A 15,251-nucleotide genomic window follows, 5' to 3' on the forward strand; every position below is an offset into this window, starting at 1 on the left:
AAACCGCAACCGGACTTAAGGGTTATTATCCAGTGGCTCCGTGCGAGCCCTCCACAGCCCGGTGACAGACACGCGTCAGACAGCGTACGAAGATTGAAATAGCAGGATGACGGACACATGAACGAACGGGGACATGAGCAAAATCACCTTCCGCGCCGACGACGACCTCGTCGAGGAGCTCGAGACGTTCGAGACCTCCAAGAGCGAGGTGATGCGCCGGGCGCTCCGCGAGTATCTGGAGGCGTCAGACGTCGCGGACGACGCGACGGAGGACGCTCCGGACGCCGAGACCGCGCTGGAGTCGCCCGACGACGCGGCCCGACCCGAGAGTCTCGACGACATGCTCGCCGCGCGGGTCGACGAGCTGGTCGAACGGCGCGTCGACGCCGCACTCGACGAGCGACTCGGCGCGGGTCACGCGGGCGCGGGCGGAAACGGTCCCCAAGACGTCAACGTCAACGTGACCGTCGAGGACTCGCGAGGCGTCCCGGAAGACGCCGACGACGAGCGTAAGACACGGTCGGCGGCGGACGCGCGCGCCGCGGGCGACGACGGGCAGCTGCCCGATCCCAACGCCGACGGCGCGCGCGATCGGACCTGCGGGCAGTGCGGCGAATCGGTCGATGGAGAGCACGTGTACTGCCCGAACTGCGGCGAGAAGGCGACGCGGCGCGTGTTCTGCGAGTGCGGCGACGAGCTCCGCTCGGACTGGGCGTTCTGCCCCGGCTGCGGGCGTCGGACGGCCGCCGCGGACGTGCTCGACTCCGCGTAAACGTTGCGGAGCGTTTGCGAGACGGTTGTTTACTGGCTCGTTTTACATGCGGCGTTACCTTTATTACGTATCACCAAGTGGCTACAATCGCGTAAGACGGTCGTCTTACACGCGGGAGGCGAGGGCGTGTGCCCGGAAAAACGGGTCGTGCGGGGCCAGAAACGCGGTGCGTGCGAGTCCCTCACGCTGTGACCGTCTTACTCAGGGGAAATACAAACCATGGAGCGTGTGACACTGCGAATTCCGAAACAGCAGATCGAAGCCGTCGAACAGATGGTCGACACCGGACAGTACCCGAATCGTAGCGAGGCGATTCGGGCCGCCGTCCGCGAGATGATCGACGAGCAGGAGAACGGTCGCGAGAGCTCCGGCAAGCGCGGCCTGGCGAAGGTGTAACAATGCAGGATATCGTTCAGGAAGCGCTCGAAAACGCGGAGGAAGAGCAGCGGGACATGGAGGCGATCGCGGACGACGACGACGAGTTCGGCGATCCGCGGATCGTGATCGTCGGCTGCGGCGGCGCGGGTAACAACACCGTCAACCGCCTGTACAACATCGGCGTCGACGGCGCCGAGACGATCGCGATCAACACCGACAAGCAGCACCTCAAGATGATCGAGGCCGACACGAAGATCCTCGTCGGCAAGTCCCTGACCAACGGTCTGGGCGCGGGCGGCGACCCCTCGATGGGCGAGCGCGCGACCGAGATGGCACAGGGCACGATCAAGGACGTGCTGGGCAACGCCGACCTCGTGTTCGTCACCGCAGGGATGGGCGGTGGCACCGGCACGGGCGCGGCACCCGTCGTCTCGAGCATCGCCAAGGAGCAGGGCGCGATCGTGGTCGGCATGGTCTCGACGCCGTTCAACGTCGAGCGCGCGCGGACCGTCAAGGCCGAGGAGGGCCTCGAGAAGCTGCGCGACGAGGCCGACTCGATCATCGTGCTCGACAACAACCGGCTGCTCGAGTACGTCCCGAACCTGCCGATCGGCAAGGCGTTCTCGGTGATGGACCAGATCATCGCCGAGACGGTCAAGGGGATCTCGGAGACGATCACCCAGCCGAGCCTGATCAACCTCGACTACGCCGACATGACCACCATCATGAACCAGGGCGGCGTCGCGGTGATGCTGGTCGGCGAGACCCAGGACAAGAACAAGACCGAGGAGGTCGTCAAGGACGCGATGAACCACCCGCTGCTGGACGTCGACTACCGCGGCGCCTCCGGCGGGCTGGTCCACATCACCGGCGGCCCCGACCTCACGCTGAAGGAGGCCGAGGGCATCGCCGACAACATCACCGAGCGCCTGGAGGCCAGCGCCAACGTCATCTGGGGCGCGCGCATCCAGGAGGAGTACAAGGGTAAGGTGCGGGTCATGGCGATCATGACCGGCGTTCAGAGCGCCCAGGTGCTGGGCCCGACGACCCAGAAGCAGGCCGACAAGTCCAAGCAGAGCATGCAGGGCGTCGACGAGGCGACGTTCGACGCCAGCAAGAACGTCGAGAACGCCTCCGGGAACCAGGGCGACTCTGGCGGCAACGCCTTCGGCGCCCAGAGCGACGGCGGCAAGCGCGAGGTCGAGAAGAACAACGGCCTCGACGTGATCCGGTAACCCCGCGACGCGCTTTTCTATCGACGCAGCATCCGCGTAGCGACGCCGATCGTCGAACGCCGCCACCGTAGCGACGCCGACCGTCGAACGCCCACACCAGCGCGGGCGGGGAAAATTTCACGGTCGCGCGCGAGAACGTCTCCGGCATGAGTACGGACGATCTTCGTTCGACGGTGCGAGCACCCGTAGCCGAACTGCTGGAGGGACGGTCGCTCGACTACGCGGTGGCGGCGCTCTCGGCGCTGATGATCGCCGGCGTCGCGGCGGACTTCCGGGCCCACGCACAGGGAATCAGCTTCGCCGAGGAGGGCTTTTTCACGCCCGAACACACGTTTTTCTACTCGATGTTCCTCGGCATCGCCGCGGTGCTACTTGCGGCGACCTACCGGAACCGACGGGCGGGCGCGGACTGGGTCGACGCCGTGCCGGCGGGCTACGGCTGGGGGATCGTCGGCGTCGCGCTGTTCGGACTCGCGGGGGTGGGCGATCTGGGCTGGCACACCGCCTTCGGCTTCGAGGAGAGCGTCGAGGCGCTGACCAGCCCGACACACCTCGGGCTGGGCGCCGGCGCCGCGCTGTTTCTGGGTTCCCCTCTACGGTCCGCGCTCCGTCGCGCCGACGACCTCCGGGGGATCGAACTGGCGCCCGCGATCGTCTCGGCGTCGCTCGTGCTGACCGTGCTGGCGCTGTTTTCGGCGTACGTGAACCCCCTGACGAACGCCGGGCTGATGCCGACCTACGAGCGCGCGAGCGCCGCCGCGCTGGGGGCGATGATCGTCTACCCGGCGCTGCTGACCGGCGTCGCGCTCACGATGGTCCGTCGGTTCAAGCTCCCCTTCGGCGCGATCGCCGCGGTGCTCGTGCCTTCGGCGGTCGCGAGCACGCTGATGAGCGGCCGGTTCGAGCTCGTGCTCGCCGCGCTCGCGGCGGGGCTGGTCGGCGACGCCGTCGCCGCCGCGTCGCGCCCCTCGATCGAGAACCCCCGTGCGTTGCGGACCTTCTGCGCGCTGGTGCCCGCGACGTTCGCCGCGACGTACTTCCTCGTGTACGAACTCGCCGAGGGGGTCGCGTGGACGGTCCACGTCTGGACCGGCGCGATCGTGCTCGCGGGCGCGTCCGGGCTGCTTTTGTCGTACGCGGTCCTACCGACGGCTACGGAGTCGATGAAGCCGTGACGACAACTCGAACACCGTCGTTCGCCCGCGCTCGTCGCATCGCCCTGACCGCCTGGTGTGCCGTCCTCGCCTACACGGGTACGGCGCTCGCCCACACGGGCCACGCCGGCGAATCCGCCGAGAGCGGCGGCGCGGCGTCCCCGCTACCGATGGCCGCGTTCGTCGTCGGCGTCATCGTCGTCGCCACGAGCGTCTACCTGGACTCTGTCGGCGACGTTCCGCGAAAGGCCGCCGACGCCGGCGTGTTCGTCGGCATCGCGGTCGCCGCGGTCGGCGCGACGGCGTTTTTCTGGGGCCACGGGATCTGAGGGGCCGACGGGACGGGCCACTACTCCCCCCGTCTCTCTTCGTGCAGCTTGCCCAGGTAGGCTCCGACGGCGGCCGACAGCAGAACCGGGATGCCGGCCGTGAACACCAGACTGTAGAATCCGATGAACAGCGAGACGAACGCCCAGCCGACCGCGTCGCCGACCGTCGGAATCCCGTCGGCCAGTGCCCCGTCGTCTCTCAGTGCGGACACCGCACCGAGGAGCAGACCGAGTGTGAGATGCGAAACGAGTCCGATCACCGCCCCGACGGCGCCGAGGCGTCGCTGGCTGATCGAGGGGGCGTCGCTCACCGCGAGCGACCAAACGACGTACGTGACGAGGTACGCGTTGACGACTATGATCGCGTTCAGTACGACCGCGGAGCGTACCGGCGGGTCGGGCTTCCCGATCGTGAACCGAAGCAGGTACAGCGACGTGAACGCGAACGCGACGGCGGCGACGATGCCGGCGGCGATCGACGGTTCCCGAACCCGAGTCGAAACTCGCCGGCGGACGCTCATTTTATCAAATCTTCCCGCAATAATATAAATACCTTCCGTCGAATACCGGGCGTCGCCGAGCAGCGCCGGGAACGCCGCCCGATCGTGGCCCGCCGGGGACGCCGTCCGGGCGTCGAGTCACCCTACACCGCCGCCAGCGAGTCCAGCAGCGCGCACTTCCGGCACTTGTCGCGGGTCGTCGTCGCGCCGCACTCCTCGCATTCACCGAGGTCGGCTTCCTGGTCCGTGCCCTCGTACTCGTCTGCGACGATGCCGGCCAGCTCCTCGTAGCCCGCCATGATCGAGTGGCGAGTCCCGGGATGGTTCTCCTCGAGTTTCAACAGTAGCTCCTGAATCTCGCCGCGGTAGGCCTCGCTGGAATGGGGACACTCCGTGATGTGGGCCGGTAGGTCGGCGAGGTGGGCGTACAGCGCGACCTCCTTCTCGGGGACGTCCCGCAGGGGTTTGGCGCGGGGGACGAACTCCTCGGTTTCGGATCGCTCGTCGAAGCTACCGAGCGACGCGTCGAAGTGTTTCGCGATCTGGGAGACGTCACCCTCCAGAAAGTTCATCAGCGCGGTCTGGGCCTCGTCGTCCAGGTTGTGGCCCGTCAGCAGCTTGTCGGCGCCCAGCTCCTCGGCGTACTTCGAGAGCAGATCCCGGCGGAACACGCCGCAGTACGCGCAGGCGGCCATGTTCTCGGGGTCGTCCTCGACGACGTCGTCCATCCGGACGCCGAACTCCTCCTCGTAGCTGACGAGTTCGTGTTGCATCTCCAGGTCCGCCGCGAGCTCCTCGCAGGCCGACACGCTCTCGTCGCGGTACCCCTCGATCCCCTCGTGGATCGTCAGCGCGATCATCTCGATCCGGGGGTCCTCGGCGAACGTCTCGTCGAGGATGTGGGTGAGCACGACGCTGTCCTTGCCGCCCGACAGCCCGATCACCCACGTCTGGGGGTCTTCGGGCGTCGCCGACCGCGGGACGAGATCGTCCTCGCGGACCCGCCGGCGGACGCGGCGCTCGACCGACTCGCAAAGGTGGTCCTCGCAGAGGTGCGAGCCGGAGTAGGCCGCGTGCATCACCGCCTCGCGGCCGCACTTGGTACACTCCATCGCCGGGACGTAGCCGCGGGACGTCCATCACGGTTTCGTCTCGGGCGCGAGCGAGCTGTCGGACGGCGCGGGATCGGGGGAGCCGCGGCGGCAGCGGCGTGCGGATGCCACAGCAGCCCAGGCGTCGGCGTCCCGGCGCCGTTGCGGAGTCGGCGCCGAGCCCTTAGTCGAGTCCCGCAGGCCCCTCCCGCACCGCGGCGAGCACGTCGTCGATCCGCTCGGCGCGCGACGACGAGGAGAACAGCTCGTGGCCGCCGTCGTACAGCCGGACGCGCTCCGCGGGCATTCGCTCGCCGATCGCGCGCGTGCCGACAACGCGATCCCGCAGCGAGCAGAACACGACCGCCTCGTCGTCGATCGCCGGAAGCTGTTCGTGCGCGCGGCGCGTCTCCCGGAGGAACGTCGGCGCGGCGTCGGGCGAGTCCGCGAGCTGTCGGTCGGTCGTCAGATCGCCCAGCAGCGCCGGGTCGTCGAGACCGGCCGGCAGGATCGGCCGACTGATCGGCAGCCGCGTCAGGACGTCCAGCAGTAGCCCGTCCCGCCCCGGCGGTTCGCCCCACCACGGGCTGAGGAACGTGTGCGTGATCGGATCCGCGGTCGACGTTGCGGCGGCGACGTACGGGCCGATCAAGCCGCCGGTGCTGTGACCGAGCAGGCGCCACTCGCCGAGGTCGGCGACGTAGCGTTCGACCGGTCGGACGTACTCGCGCTCGAAGTCGGTGATCGCGTCGGGGATCCGGAACGCGTGGACTCGGTACGTCTCGGCGAGCCGGTCGAGCAGCCAGCGGACGTTCTCGTGGTCTAAGCGATTCCCCCAGCCGAGCACGACGACCAGATCGTCGCCGCTCCCGAACGTCTCGCGGTGCATGGCGCCGGATTCGGAGGCGAGAGACAAAAAAGTGAGAGGACGGTCGACGGGGAGCGGAGAGCGTCGGTGACGACGGAGAAGACGATCGAAGACGACGGGTCAGTCGCCGCCGTCGTGCTCGATCGACCGCATCAGCTCGTAGGCGTTCGCGCGCTCCTGGGCGAGCGCGGCCGGGTGGGCGCCGACGGCGACGATCAGGTCGCCCTCGTGGGTGAGCGTCGTGACGTGAACGTACAGCTCGACGGTCTGGCCCTCCATCGACGCCTCCGTTTGGAACGTCGACACTTCGACTTCGTTGCCGAGGATCACTTCGTCGCGGCTCTCGACGTACTCCAGTTGGTCGAGCCCCTCGTACTGGCCGCTGAGTTGGCTCCGGAACCGATCGAGCAGCTCCTCGTGGGACATCTCGTTCACGGGGTTGAACGTCCGCCCGAGAATCTTGATCGCGGGCGTCGAGACGACCGCGAAGCGGGCGGCTTCCTGCTGTTGGCCTTGAACCTGCAGGTCCTTCTTGTACGTCGAGATCCAGTTCGAGGCGACGACCGTCCGGCTGACGCCGCCGACCTCGAACGACTCCTCGATCGTCTGCTCCTGGGTATCGGAGTGCTGGTACTCGGTCTCCTCGAGGCCGGCGTCGCTCACGCTGGCCTCCGAGGCGTTGTACTCCGCGCGGTCGTTGGTGACCAGTTTCAGACAGCCGGCCGAAGCGGCCAGCAGGCCGACCGGGACCGCGGCCAGGAACTCGCGTCTGCGTTGCATGTCCGTAGCAAGCCGGTCAGCAACTAAAGACCTTCTGGCACGCAAACGTCGCTATCCGGTATGCGACGGGGAGACGCCCGCGCTCGGGAGCGAGCGGTCGATTCGACCGCGTCGCCACCCGTTTCGATGCGTTTGCGCCTGTTTTTTATGAGATGCCCGTCAAGGGAGCACAACAATGACGCGAGCATCCTACGACATCGTCGTCGTGGGCGGCGGCACGGCGGGCGCGTTCGCGGCGGCCACGGCGGCCCAGGAAGGGGTCGACGTCGTCCTCGTCGAACGCAAGTCCGAGGAGGAGGCCGGCCACATCGCCTGCGGCGACGCGATCAAGGGCAAGAGCACGTTCCCGGACGTGATCGACCGGGAGTACCTCAAAGAGGAGTCGTTCAGCAACCGGAACATCCGGAAGGCGCGCTTCGAGAACCCCCGGAGCGGCGAAGTGCTCGACATTCCGTTCGGCGAGAAGGGCGCCGTCCTCGACCGCAAACGCTACGGCGAGGTGCTCCTGGAGGAGACCGACCGCGTGGGCGCCGACATCCACTACGACACCGTCGTCAAGGACGTCATCCAGGACGACGATGACGGACGGGTCACCGGCGTCGAGGCGATCCGCAAGGGCGACCCCCTGACCTACGAGGCCGACGTCGTGATCGACGCGGCGGGCGCGCTCTCGCTCCTGCAGGACAAGACCGACCTCGCGGACGCCACGTTCGACGAGAACGTCGACTACTCGCAGTTCTGCTCGGCGTACCGCGAGGTCGTCGACGTGCAGGAGCCCGTCGAGTGGGACGACTCCATCGTGTTCAAGCCGACCGAGGAGCTGGGCTACCTCTGGTACTTCCCGCGAACGGACACCGAGATCAACGCCGGGCTGGGCTTCCAGATGAACAAGGAGCCGATGGAACTGGTCGACGTCCTCAAAGACGATCTGGAAAGTCGCGCGGAGTTCCAGGGCGCCGAGGTCAAGGACAAGCTCGGCGCCGCGTTACCGACCCGGCGCCCCTACGACTCGGCGACGGCGCCCGGCTTCGTCGCCGTCGGGGACGCCGCCGCGCACGTCAACCCCACGACCGGCGGCGGCATCCCCGGCGCCGCGAAAGCGGGCCACTGGGCCGCCCTCGAAGCGGTCGACGCCGTCGGCGACGGCGACGTCGGCGAGGACGCGCTGTGGGAGTACAACCACAAGGTGATGACCGACTTCGGCAAGCGCTTCGCCGCGATGGACCTGTACAACATCTTCGGCGGCGCCCACGACGTCGACGAGCTCGTCGACGTCATCTCCGCGCTGCCGGGCCAGCAGCTCGTCGACGCGCTGGGCAAGGAAGGCACGGCCTCGATGGGGCTCGGGCTCAAAGCCAAGACGATCGTCAAGACCTACGGCCACTGGGACGTGCTCTACGAGCTCTACAAGGTCAGCAAGAAGGCCACGGAGCTCAAGGAAGTGTACGACGACTACCCGACCTCGCCCGACGGGTTCGACGCCTGGCGGTCGCGTCGGGACTCGATCATGGACGACGTCTACGAGATCACCGGCGCCGAGCCGAAGTACTGAGCGGCCGCCGGTCGGCGTTTCGGAGCGTGTGAGTTCTTCTGACGCCGCGAACGGATGGCGGGTTCCCAAACGCCTATCAGCGTCTGAACCCCATCTTTTGGTATGTCACAGCAACTGCCCGGCAGCGACGAGTGTCCGCGCGCCAACGGGATGCCGATGCTCGGTCTCGGGACGTGGGAGAACACCGACCCCGACGAGTGCATCGAGAGCGTGCAGGACGCCCTGGAGGCGGGCTATCGGCACGTCGACACCGCGCAGGCGTACGGCAACGAAACGGAGGTCGGCGAGGGGATCGCCCGGTCGGACGTCGATCGTGACGACGTCTTTCTCGCGACGAAGGTCTGGCTCGACAACCTCGCGTACGACGACGTGATCGACACGACGTCGGCGAGCCTCGATCGGCTCGGCACCGACTACGTGGACCTGCTGTACGTCCACTGGCCGTCCCGGACGTACGACGCCGAGGAGACGCTGGAGGCGTTCGACGAACTCGAGGAGCGGGGCTGGATCGAGCGGGTCGGCGTCAGCAACTTCGAGCCTGAACACATGGAGGAGGCCGTCGACATTCTGGACGCGCCGCTGTTTGCCAACCAGATCGAGTGCCACCCGCTGCTCCCCCAAGAGGAGGTCCGCGCGAAGGCCCAGGAGCTCGACGTCGAGGTCGTCGGCTACTCGCCGCTGGCCCGCGGCGACGTGTTCGACAACGACACGCTCACCGACATCGCCGAGGACAACGGCGTCAGCGCCGCACAGGTCAGCCTGGCGTGGCTGCGCGACAAGGGCGTCACCGCGATCCCGAAGGCGACCGGTCGCGACCACATCGAGGACAACTGGCGGTCGCTCGATCTGACCCTCGACGACGAGGAGATCGAGCGCATCGACGCCATCGACGAGCGCGGGCGGCGCGTCGATCCCGGCTTCGGCCCGTGGAACTGAGCGACTGAGCCGTCGTTCCCGGTAGATTTCTCTCGGATACTATCGGTAGAAAGTCACTTATCGCCGACTCCCTAACGGGCTGACATGCTCGACGCCGCGCCCGCACTGGCCGTCCCTGGTGGTCCCGAGTTCACCGTCCTGCTGTTCGTGTTCGCCGTCCCGCTCGGACTGGCCTGCTGGGTGTACGCGGACGCGAAGAGTCGGGACAACGAGTACGCCGCCAACTGGGGGATCACCGTCTTCCTGACCTCGCTGTTCTACCTGTTTCCAGGCATCATTGTAATCGGCCTGTACCGCGAAGTCCGGGAGTAGCGGAGGGTGCGAGGTCGTTCCCGGATGCTATCAGATCGGTAGCCGGAAGCTTGAAAATGGATCACCGACTCTACTTGCAGTATGTCCGTCGGGTCGAGCAACCGGAGTGGGGTCACGGGGGCGGTGCGGGTCGACCTGCGGCGCCTCCACGAGAGCTGGATGGAACTGCTCTTCCCGCGCCAGCGCGGGACCGGCCACTCGGTGCTCGGCAAGTGGACGCCCAACACCACCAGCGGCTGGATCGCCTACCGGCTCTGGAGCGCGCTGGGCGTGCCGATCGTCGCCGTCCTCTATCCGCTCGCACTTGTTGGCTTCATGGCCCGCTTCTACTCCCGCCGGGTCGACCGCGTCGCGGCGGGGTTGGGCGCCGCCGGCGTCGTCGTGATCGCGACGGTCGTCTGGGGCGCGCTCACGGTACTGGCACACCTCAGGTTCACCAGAGCGGGCTTTCTCGCCGTCCTCGCCGCCGGCGTACTCGCGACGCTGGCGGCGGGCGCCGCGACGGTGTTCTCGCGAGTGGGCGGCCGCGGTACCTCGGTGCTCCTGGCCTACCCCGCCGCGATGACGGCGATCTTCCTGCCGCCGGTCGCCGCGGCGCTGTACTCGCCGGCGCTGGGCGACCTGATACTTCCGGGCAGCGAGTCGGTGGCGATCTGGGTGCTCGACAACCTGCTGACCGTCGGCGGGCTCGACGAGTATCTCCGCGACCAGTACCAGCTCGCCGGCGCGGCGTACCTGGGGATGTGGTTCGGCATCGCCGTCCCGCTGGGCTGGCTGGTCGGCGCGCTGGTGACGCTGGCGGATCTCGTTCGACCGTCCTGATCCCGGCAGAACAACCCCCGTTTCACGTACTGTTACTGTCCTCGGGTCCGTAGTCCGACGCGCATGGAGTTCGACCTGCCAACGACAGCGGCGCTGTTCATCGCACTGATCGCCGTCGGCGTCGGCGGCCTCATCGCCGCGCCGATGATGGGGACCGGCACGATCCTCACGATGGTCCTGCCCTCGATGGCGGTGTTCGGGCTGCTGTGCCTGTTCCTCGGGATGAAGTACGGCCAGCACCGGCGGGCGGGCGTCTGAAAAAGGCTGCCGGCGAATCGGACCCGGCGAACGGTGTCGACGCCGCGACCGATCAGTCGTCGGCGTCGGCTCCCGTCGGAATCGACTCGCCCGGCTCGTCCGGGCCGTCCTCGCCGACCCGCTTTCGGTTCACCGCGCCGACGCGGTCGGCGACCGTCTCGCTGAGTTCCTGTAATTCCGATTGTACCGCGTTGTCATCGTCCCGCACCGCCGGGCCGTCGATGCGCTCGCTGTCGAAGTCCGGGTGGACCGGCAGCTCGGCCAGGAGCGGGACGTCGAAGTCCTCGCAGATCTCCTGGGCTCCGTCGCTGCCGAACACGTCGTGGTCGTCGTCGCAGTTCGGGCAGCGATACGTGCTCATGTTCTCGACGACGCCGAGGATCGGCGTGTCGTGCTCCTCGAACAGCCGGAGCCCCTTCCGGGCGTCGGCGACGGCCATCTCCTGGGGCGTCGTCACGATCACGACGCCCGCGACCGGCAGCGTCTGGAGCAGGTTGAGCGAGGCGTCGCCGGTGCCCGGCGGCAGGTCGACGATCAGGTAGTCCAGCCGGCCCCACTCGACGCCCTCGATGAACTGCATCATCACCTGGTTGACCATCGGCCCGCGCAGGATCGCGGGGTCGTCGGAGTGGTCGGTCAGGTAGTCCATGCTCATGACGCCGACGCCCTCCGAGCGCGGCGGGACGAGCTCCTCGTCGGGCGTCACGCCCGGTTCGCCCTCGACGGGGAGGATCCGGGGCACGTTCGGCCCGTGGACGTCGGCGTCGAGGATGCCGACGCGGGCGCCCAGCTCGTTGAGGCCCGCCGCGACGTTGGCCGCCACGGTGGTCTTGCCGACGCCGCCCTTCCCCGAGGCGACGGCGATGACGTTCCGGACCATCGGTAGCACCTCCTCGTCGAACCCCTGTTCCTCGCCCGCCCGGGCGCGGAGGTCCGGTTCGAGGCCGACCGACTCGACCACGTCGCGGATCTCGTCGCCGATCGCCATCTCGGCGGGCGCGTACGGCGCGTTGAACACCAGCGAGATCGTCGCCCGCCCGTCCTCGATGGTGACGTCCTCCACGAGGCCGAGCGAGACGACGTCCTCGTCGTTCATCGGGTCCTCGACGGTCGCGAGCTCGGATTCGAGTTCGGATTCGGTTACGGTCATAGTAGGCAGTCTCGCGGGCCCGTCCGCGAGCGCCGGCGGCCGGGCCCGCCTGGGCCGGCGGCGCGTTCCTGGTCACTACGTTGGTCTTCAAACGGTCCGCCGGATGGTCGGCGACGGGGGGCGGCCTAGAAGAATATCACCCCGATCAACACGGTGAACACGTACATCCCGCCCCACAGCGCCGTGGTGATCCCGACGAGCGCGCCGACGCCGAGGCGCCAGCGCGTCTTGTCGATGGGATCCCCGAAGTACCACGCCAGCAGCATCCCGTACACCGGCGCGAGGATGATGCCGAAGATCAGGTACGTCCCCGGACCGAAAAGCGGGATCTGGCTCATGCGCTCACCTCCTCGTCGGCGTCGTGATCGTCCTCCACGGCGTGCAGTTCGACGACCGGGATCGTCTTCGCGAAGATCATGAAGTACAGCACGACGATCGCGGTCGTCCCCAGCAGCGACGACAGCTCGATCAGCGAGGGCACGTACGTCCCGGCGACGCCGTCGTACAGCGAGAAGTGGGCGTGCTGGAGCCCCTCGACGACGAACAGCACCTTCTCGGTGAGCGTCGCCGCCAGCACCAGCAGCGACGCGCCGACGAGCCGGGGGATCGTGAACAGCTTCGGCTTCAGCGCCGACGCGAAAATGTAGGCTTCGGCGGCGACGACCATCGCGATCAGCGCCTGATACAGCGGCTTGGCGAGCTTGGCCTCCGTCGCGTGGGTCAGGCTCACCGGCGCCGCGAAGATGCCGGTGATCACCTGCTGGAGCTGGAGCCACAGGAAGAGGAGCCCGAAGAAGCCGAGCCACTTGGCCAGCCCGCGGAACACCTCGTCGCCGATGAGCTCCTGCCAGCCGTACACCCGGCGGAAGATCGCCGCCGCGATGATGACGCCGCTGATCGCCGAGGTGAGCGCGATCATCAGGAACGAGGGTCCCTGGACGCCGCCCGCCCAGCCCGCCATCGAGGGCAGCAGGGCGAACAGCCACGGGATGACGCCGCCGTGGAGCAGCAGGGGCGCGAGGATGATGATCGCGAGCGCCACCCACCAGACCATCCGCTCAACGATCTCGTCTTCCTTTTCGGTGTAGCCGATCAGCATGAGATCGTACAGCGGGTCGAAGACGTCGGGCATCCGGTCGCGCAGCCGGTGGACGTCGTAGCGGATCGTCAGCGAGAGGTACGTCGCGGTCAGCACGAAGTACAGCGTGATGACGGTGACGTCCCACACCAGCGGCGACCAGTGGACCCGCGTGGGCCAGGCCGGAATGATGCTCGTGACGATCCGGTCCGGCCGGCCGACGTGGACGATGATGTACAGCCCGGCGACCGACAGCGCGGCGATCGTCAGCAGCTCGGCGATGCGGGCGACCGGCTGGTAGGTGTCGAGCCCGATCAGCCGGACCGCCGCCGAGAGGATGATCCCGCCGTGGGCGATGCCGACCCACCAGATGAACGCGCCGATATACAGCCCCCACGGGACGCCGCCGCCCGACCCCCAGTCGCCGAGGCCGGTGACGATCAGCCCGTGCCGGAGCTGCTGGGTGTACCCCGCCGCGAAGACGCCGATGGCCAGCAGCACGAGCGCCAGCAGCCCGTAGTACCGCTTCGTCGTCCGCTGGAACGGCCGGACGAGCGCCTCGCGGCCGGCGTCGGTGCTCACGCCGTCTCACCCCCGCCGTCGTTCGCGGCTTTCCCCTTGTCGAGCACCTCCTCCTTGCGGTTGTCGACGAGGCCGACGTCCTCGTAGGTGACCGGCCCCTCGACCTGGTGGGAGTGCTCGCCGGGCTCGTTGCCGACGTAGACGACGTTCGGGTCGGTCCCCTTGTCTTCGAGGAGGCGGAACGTCGAGACGGTGTGTTCCTTGCGGTTCTCCCAGTCCTCGCGGTCGTTGCTCTGCTCGTCGCGGTACTCCTCCAGGTGCTGGTTGGGCGCGCTCTCGGGGTCGTTCATGTCCCCGAAGTGGATCGCGTCCATCGCGCAGGCGTCCTCACAGGCCGTGGTGCCGACCTTGTCCTCGCCCTGCTTGCCGTCCTGGCGCGTCGGGCAGAACGTGCACTTGCCCATCGTCCCTTTCACCGGGCGGCTGTCGACGCGCTTGCCCCGCTCGTCGTACACGTGCTCGGGATCGAGTTCCGATTCGGGCGTGTCGGGTTCGCCCCACTGGAAGTAGTTGACGCCGTAGGGACAGGCCACCTGACAGTACCGACAGCCGATGCAGATCTCGTAGTCCGTCAGCACGATGCCGTCGTCCTCGCGGGTGTGGCGCGCGCCGACGGGACAGACCTTCTCGCAGGCCGCCTCGTCGCAGTGCTGACAGGGCCGAACGAGGAAGCTCTCGTCGTCCTGGGCGTCCTCCTCGAACGCCATGACGTACATCCAGTTCGACCCGCGGGAGGTGTTGTTCTCCTGCTTGCAGGCCACCATGCAGGCCAGGCAGCCGTCGCAGTTGTTGAGATTGATCACCATCCCGTACTGAGTGTCCTCCTCGCCCTCGCCGCCGCCGGCCTGCGCGGCCGACCCGTCGGACGATCCCAGCGCCGATCCGCCGAGGCTGCCCGACAGCGCCATCGCGGCGACGCCGCCGGCTTTCATCACTTCCCGGCGGTCGACGTCCTCGCCGTCGGCCAGCCGCTGGACCGTCTCCCGGAACCCGCCGTCGTCGTCCTCGAACTCGTCGGGGATCGACAGCTCCCGGTCGTCCTGGCCGAACTCCTCGACCACGGCGTCGTGGTACCGCTCCTCGAACTCGGCCTCCGAGAGCTCGCCGGCGACGACGCGCTGGGCGTCCTCGGCCAGCTCCATCCCGAGTTCGGTGTCGTACTCGGTCTCGTCGAGCAGCCGTTCCATCCGCTCGCGGTCCTGCCACTCGTCGTACATCGCGAGGTCGTCCGTCGAGCGATCGTCGCCCGTCGAGCGGTCGTCACCCGTCGGGTGATCGCCACCCGTCGAACGGTCGTCGCTCACGGGCACCCCTCCGTTCGCGATCGGTCGCCGTCACCAGTCGTTGTCATGCTCGGATCTCAATCGACTCCACGGACGCCGTAACGTCAACCCCTGAGAGCGTTCCCGGCGCGCTGGACCGCCGCCGATCATGTTCGATGCGGGAACGACTTT

General features: G+C 68.0%; 18 protein-coding genes. 10 read left to right on the plus strand and 8 right to left on the minus strand.

The window, feature by feature from the left end; all coding sequences use genetic code 11:
* The first annotated feature begins 133 nt into the window (after positions 1 to 133).
* The 5 genes from ABDZ81_RS01890 to ABDZ81_RS01910 all read left to right on the plus strand — a co-directional run bounded on the left by ABDZ81_RS01890 (position 134) and on the right by ABDZ81_RS01910 (position 3,868).
* Positions 134 to 772, plus strand: a complete 639-nt coding sequence (locus tag ABDZ81_RS01890; protein WP_343772131.1) for a double zinc ribbon domain-containing protein — start codon at positions 134 to 136, stop codon at positions 770 to 772.
* Positions 773 to 991: 219 nt separating this feature from the next.
* Positions 992 to 1,168, plus strand: coding sequence for a ribbon-helix-helix domain-containing protein (locus tag ABDZ81_RS01895; protein WP_343772132.1), 177 nt, complete (start codon positions 992 to 994; stop codon positions 1,166 to 1,168).
* Between the two features lie 2 nt (positions 1,169 to 1,170).
* Positions 1,171 to 2,385, plus strand: a complete 1,215-nt coding sequence (gene ftsZ / locus ABDZ81_RS01900) for a cell division protein FtsZ (protein WP_343772133.1) — start codon at positions 1,171 to 1,173, stop codon at positions 2,383 to 2,385.
* A gap of 146 nt (positions 2,386 to 2,531) precedes the next feature.
* Positions 2,532 to 3,560 carry a hypothetical protein gene (locus ABDZ81_RS01905; protein WP_343772134.1) on the plus strand — a complete coding sequence of 343 codons (1,029 nt, stop codon included), beginning with the start codon at positions 2,532 to 2,534 and terminating at the stop codon, positions 3,558 to 3,560.
* Complete coding sequence (locus tag ABDZ81_RS01910) at positions 3,557 to 3,868, plus strand: hypothetical protein (protein ID WP_343772135.1); 312 nt, start codon at positions 3,557 to 3,559, stop codon at positions 3,866 to 3,868. Before ABDZ81_RS01905 ends, ABDZ81_RS01910 begins: the two co-directional genes overlap by 4 nt.
* Before the next feature lie 20 nt (positions 3,869 to 3,888).
* Here ABDZ81_RS01910 and ABDZ81_RS01915 read toward each other — a convergent pair whose 3' ends face one another.
* The 4 genes from ABDZ81_RS01915 to ABDZ81_RS01930 all read right to left on the minus strand — a co-directional run bounded on the left by ABDZ81_RS01915 (position 3,889) and on the right by ABDZ81_RS01930 (position 7,107).
* Positions 3,889 to 4,389, minus strand: coding sequence for a hypothetical protein (locus tag ABDZ81_RS01915; RefSeq protein ID WP_343772136.1), 501 nt, complete (start codon positions 4,387 to 4,389; stop codon positions 3,889 to 3,891).
* A gap of 122 nt (positions 4,390 to 4,511) precedes the next feature.
* A complete protein-coding gene (ncsA, locus tag ABDZ81_RS01920) occupies positions 4,512 to 5,480 on the minus strand; it encodes a tRNA 2-thiolation protein NcsA (RefSeq protein WP_343772137.1) in 969 nt (322 codons plus the stop codon).
* Between the two features lie 163 nt (positions 5,481 to 5,643).
* Entirely contained in the window at positions 5,644 to 6,348 is a 705-nt protein-coding gene (locus tag ABDZ81_RS01925; protein WP_343772138.1) for an alpha/beta hydrolase, read from the minus strand.
* 99 nt (positions 6,349 to 6,447) lie between these two features.
* Positions 6,448 to 7,107, minus strand: coding sequence for a DUF6517 family protein (locus ABDZ81_RS01930; RefSeq protein WP_343772139.1), 660 nt, complete (start codon positions 7,105 to 7,107; stop codon positions 6,448 to 6,450).
* 175 nt (positions 7,108 to 7,282) lie between these two features.
* Here ABDZ81_RS01930 and ABDZ81_RS01935 point away from each other — a divergent pair, with 175 nt between their 5' ends.
* From ABDZ81_RS01935 to ABDZ81_RS01955, 5 genes are all read left to right on the plus strand, one after another.
* On the plus strand, positions 7,283 to 8,659 hold the full coding sequence (locus tag ABDZ81_RS01935) for a geranylgeranyl reductase family protein (protein ID WP_343772141.1): 1,377 nt from the start codon (positions 7,283 to 7,285) through the stop codon (positions 8,657 to 8,659).
* Between the two features lie 102 nt (positions 8,660 to 8,761).
* Positions 8,762 to 9,595 carry an aldo/keto reductase gene (locus tag ABDZ81_RS01940; protein ID WP_343772142.1) on the plus strand — a complete coding sequence of 278 codons (834 nt, stop codon included), beginning with the start codon at positions 8,762 to 8,764 and terminating at the stop codon, positions 9,593 to 9,595.
* 84 nt (positions 9,596 to 9,679) lie between these two features.
* A complete protein-coding gene (locus tag ABDZ81_RS01945) occupies positions 9,680 to 9,907 on the plus strand; it encodes a hypothetical protein (RefSeq protein ID WP_343772143.1) in 228 nt (75 codons plus the stop codon).
* An 81-nt stretch (positions 9,908 to 9,988) separates the two neighbouring features.
* On the plus strand, positions 9,989 to 10,729 hold the full coding sequence (locus ABDZ81_RS01950; RefSeq protein WP_343772144.1) for a hypothetical protein: 741 nt from the start codon (positions 9,989 to 9,991) through the stop codon (positions 10,727 to 10,729).
* A gap of 63 nt (positions 10,730 to 10,792) precedes the next feature.
* Positions 10,793 to 10,987, plus strand: a complete 195-nt coding sequence (locus ABDZ81_RS01955) for a DUF7333 family protein (RefSeq protein WP_343772145.1) — start codon at positions 10,793 to 10,795, stop codon at positions 10,985 to 10,987.
* 52 nt (positions 10,988 to 11,039) lie between these two features.
* Here ABDZ81_RS01955 and ABDZ81_RS01960 read toward each other — a convergent pair whose 3' ends face one another.
* The 4 genes from ABDZ81_RS01960 to ABDZ81_RS01975 all read right to left on the minus strand — a co-directional run bounded on the left by ABDZ81_RS01960 (position 11,040) and on the right by ABDZ81_RS01975 (position 15,101).
* On the minus strand, positions 11,040 to 12,137 hold the full coding sequence (locus ABDZ81_RS01960; RefSeq protein ID WP_343772147.1) for an Mrp/NBP35 family ATP-binding protein: 1,098 nt from the start codon (positions 12,135 to 12,137) through the stop codon (positions 11,040 to 11,042).
* A gap of 125 nt (positions 12,138 to 12,262) precedes the next feature.
* Complete coding sequence (locus ABDZ81_RS01965) at positions 12,263 to 12,475, minus strand: hypothetical protein (protein WP_343772149.1); 213 nt, start codon at positions 12,473 to 12,475, stop codon at positions 12,263 to 12,265.
* Positions 12,472 to 13,797, minus strand: a complete 1,326-nt coding sequence (gene nrfD / locus ABDZ81_RS01970) for an NrfD/PsrC family molybdoenzyme membrane anchor subunit (protein WP_343772151.1) — start codon at positions 13,795 to 13,797, stop codon at positions 12,472 to 12,474. Before nrfD ends, ABDZ81_RS01965 begins: the two co-directional genes overlap by 4 nt.
* The gene (locus ABDZ81_RS01975; RefSeq protein WP_343772152.1) at positions 13,794 to 15,101 is read right to left on the minus strand and encodes a 4Fe-4S ferredoxin N-terminal domain-containing protein; all 1,308 of its coding nucleotides are present in this window, start codon (positions 15,099 to 15,101) and stop codon (positions 13,794 to 13,796) included. The genes nrfD and ABDZ81_RS01975 overlap by 4 nt, the downstream gene beginning before the upstream one ends.
* Positions 15,102 to 15,251 lie beyond the last annotated feature (150 nt).

It is taken from the genome of Natronoarchaeum mannanilyticum, assembly GCF_039522665.1.
Taxonomy (GTDB): Archaea; Halobacteriota; Halobacteria; order Halobacteriales; family Natronoarchaeaceae; genus Natronoarchaeum; species Natronoarchaeum mannanilyticum.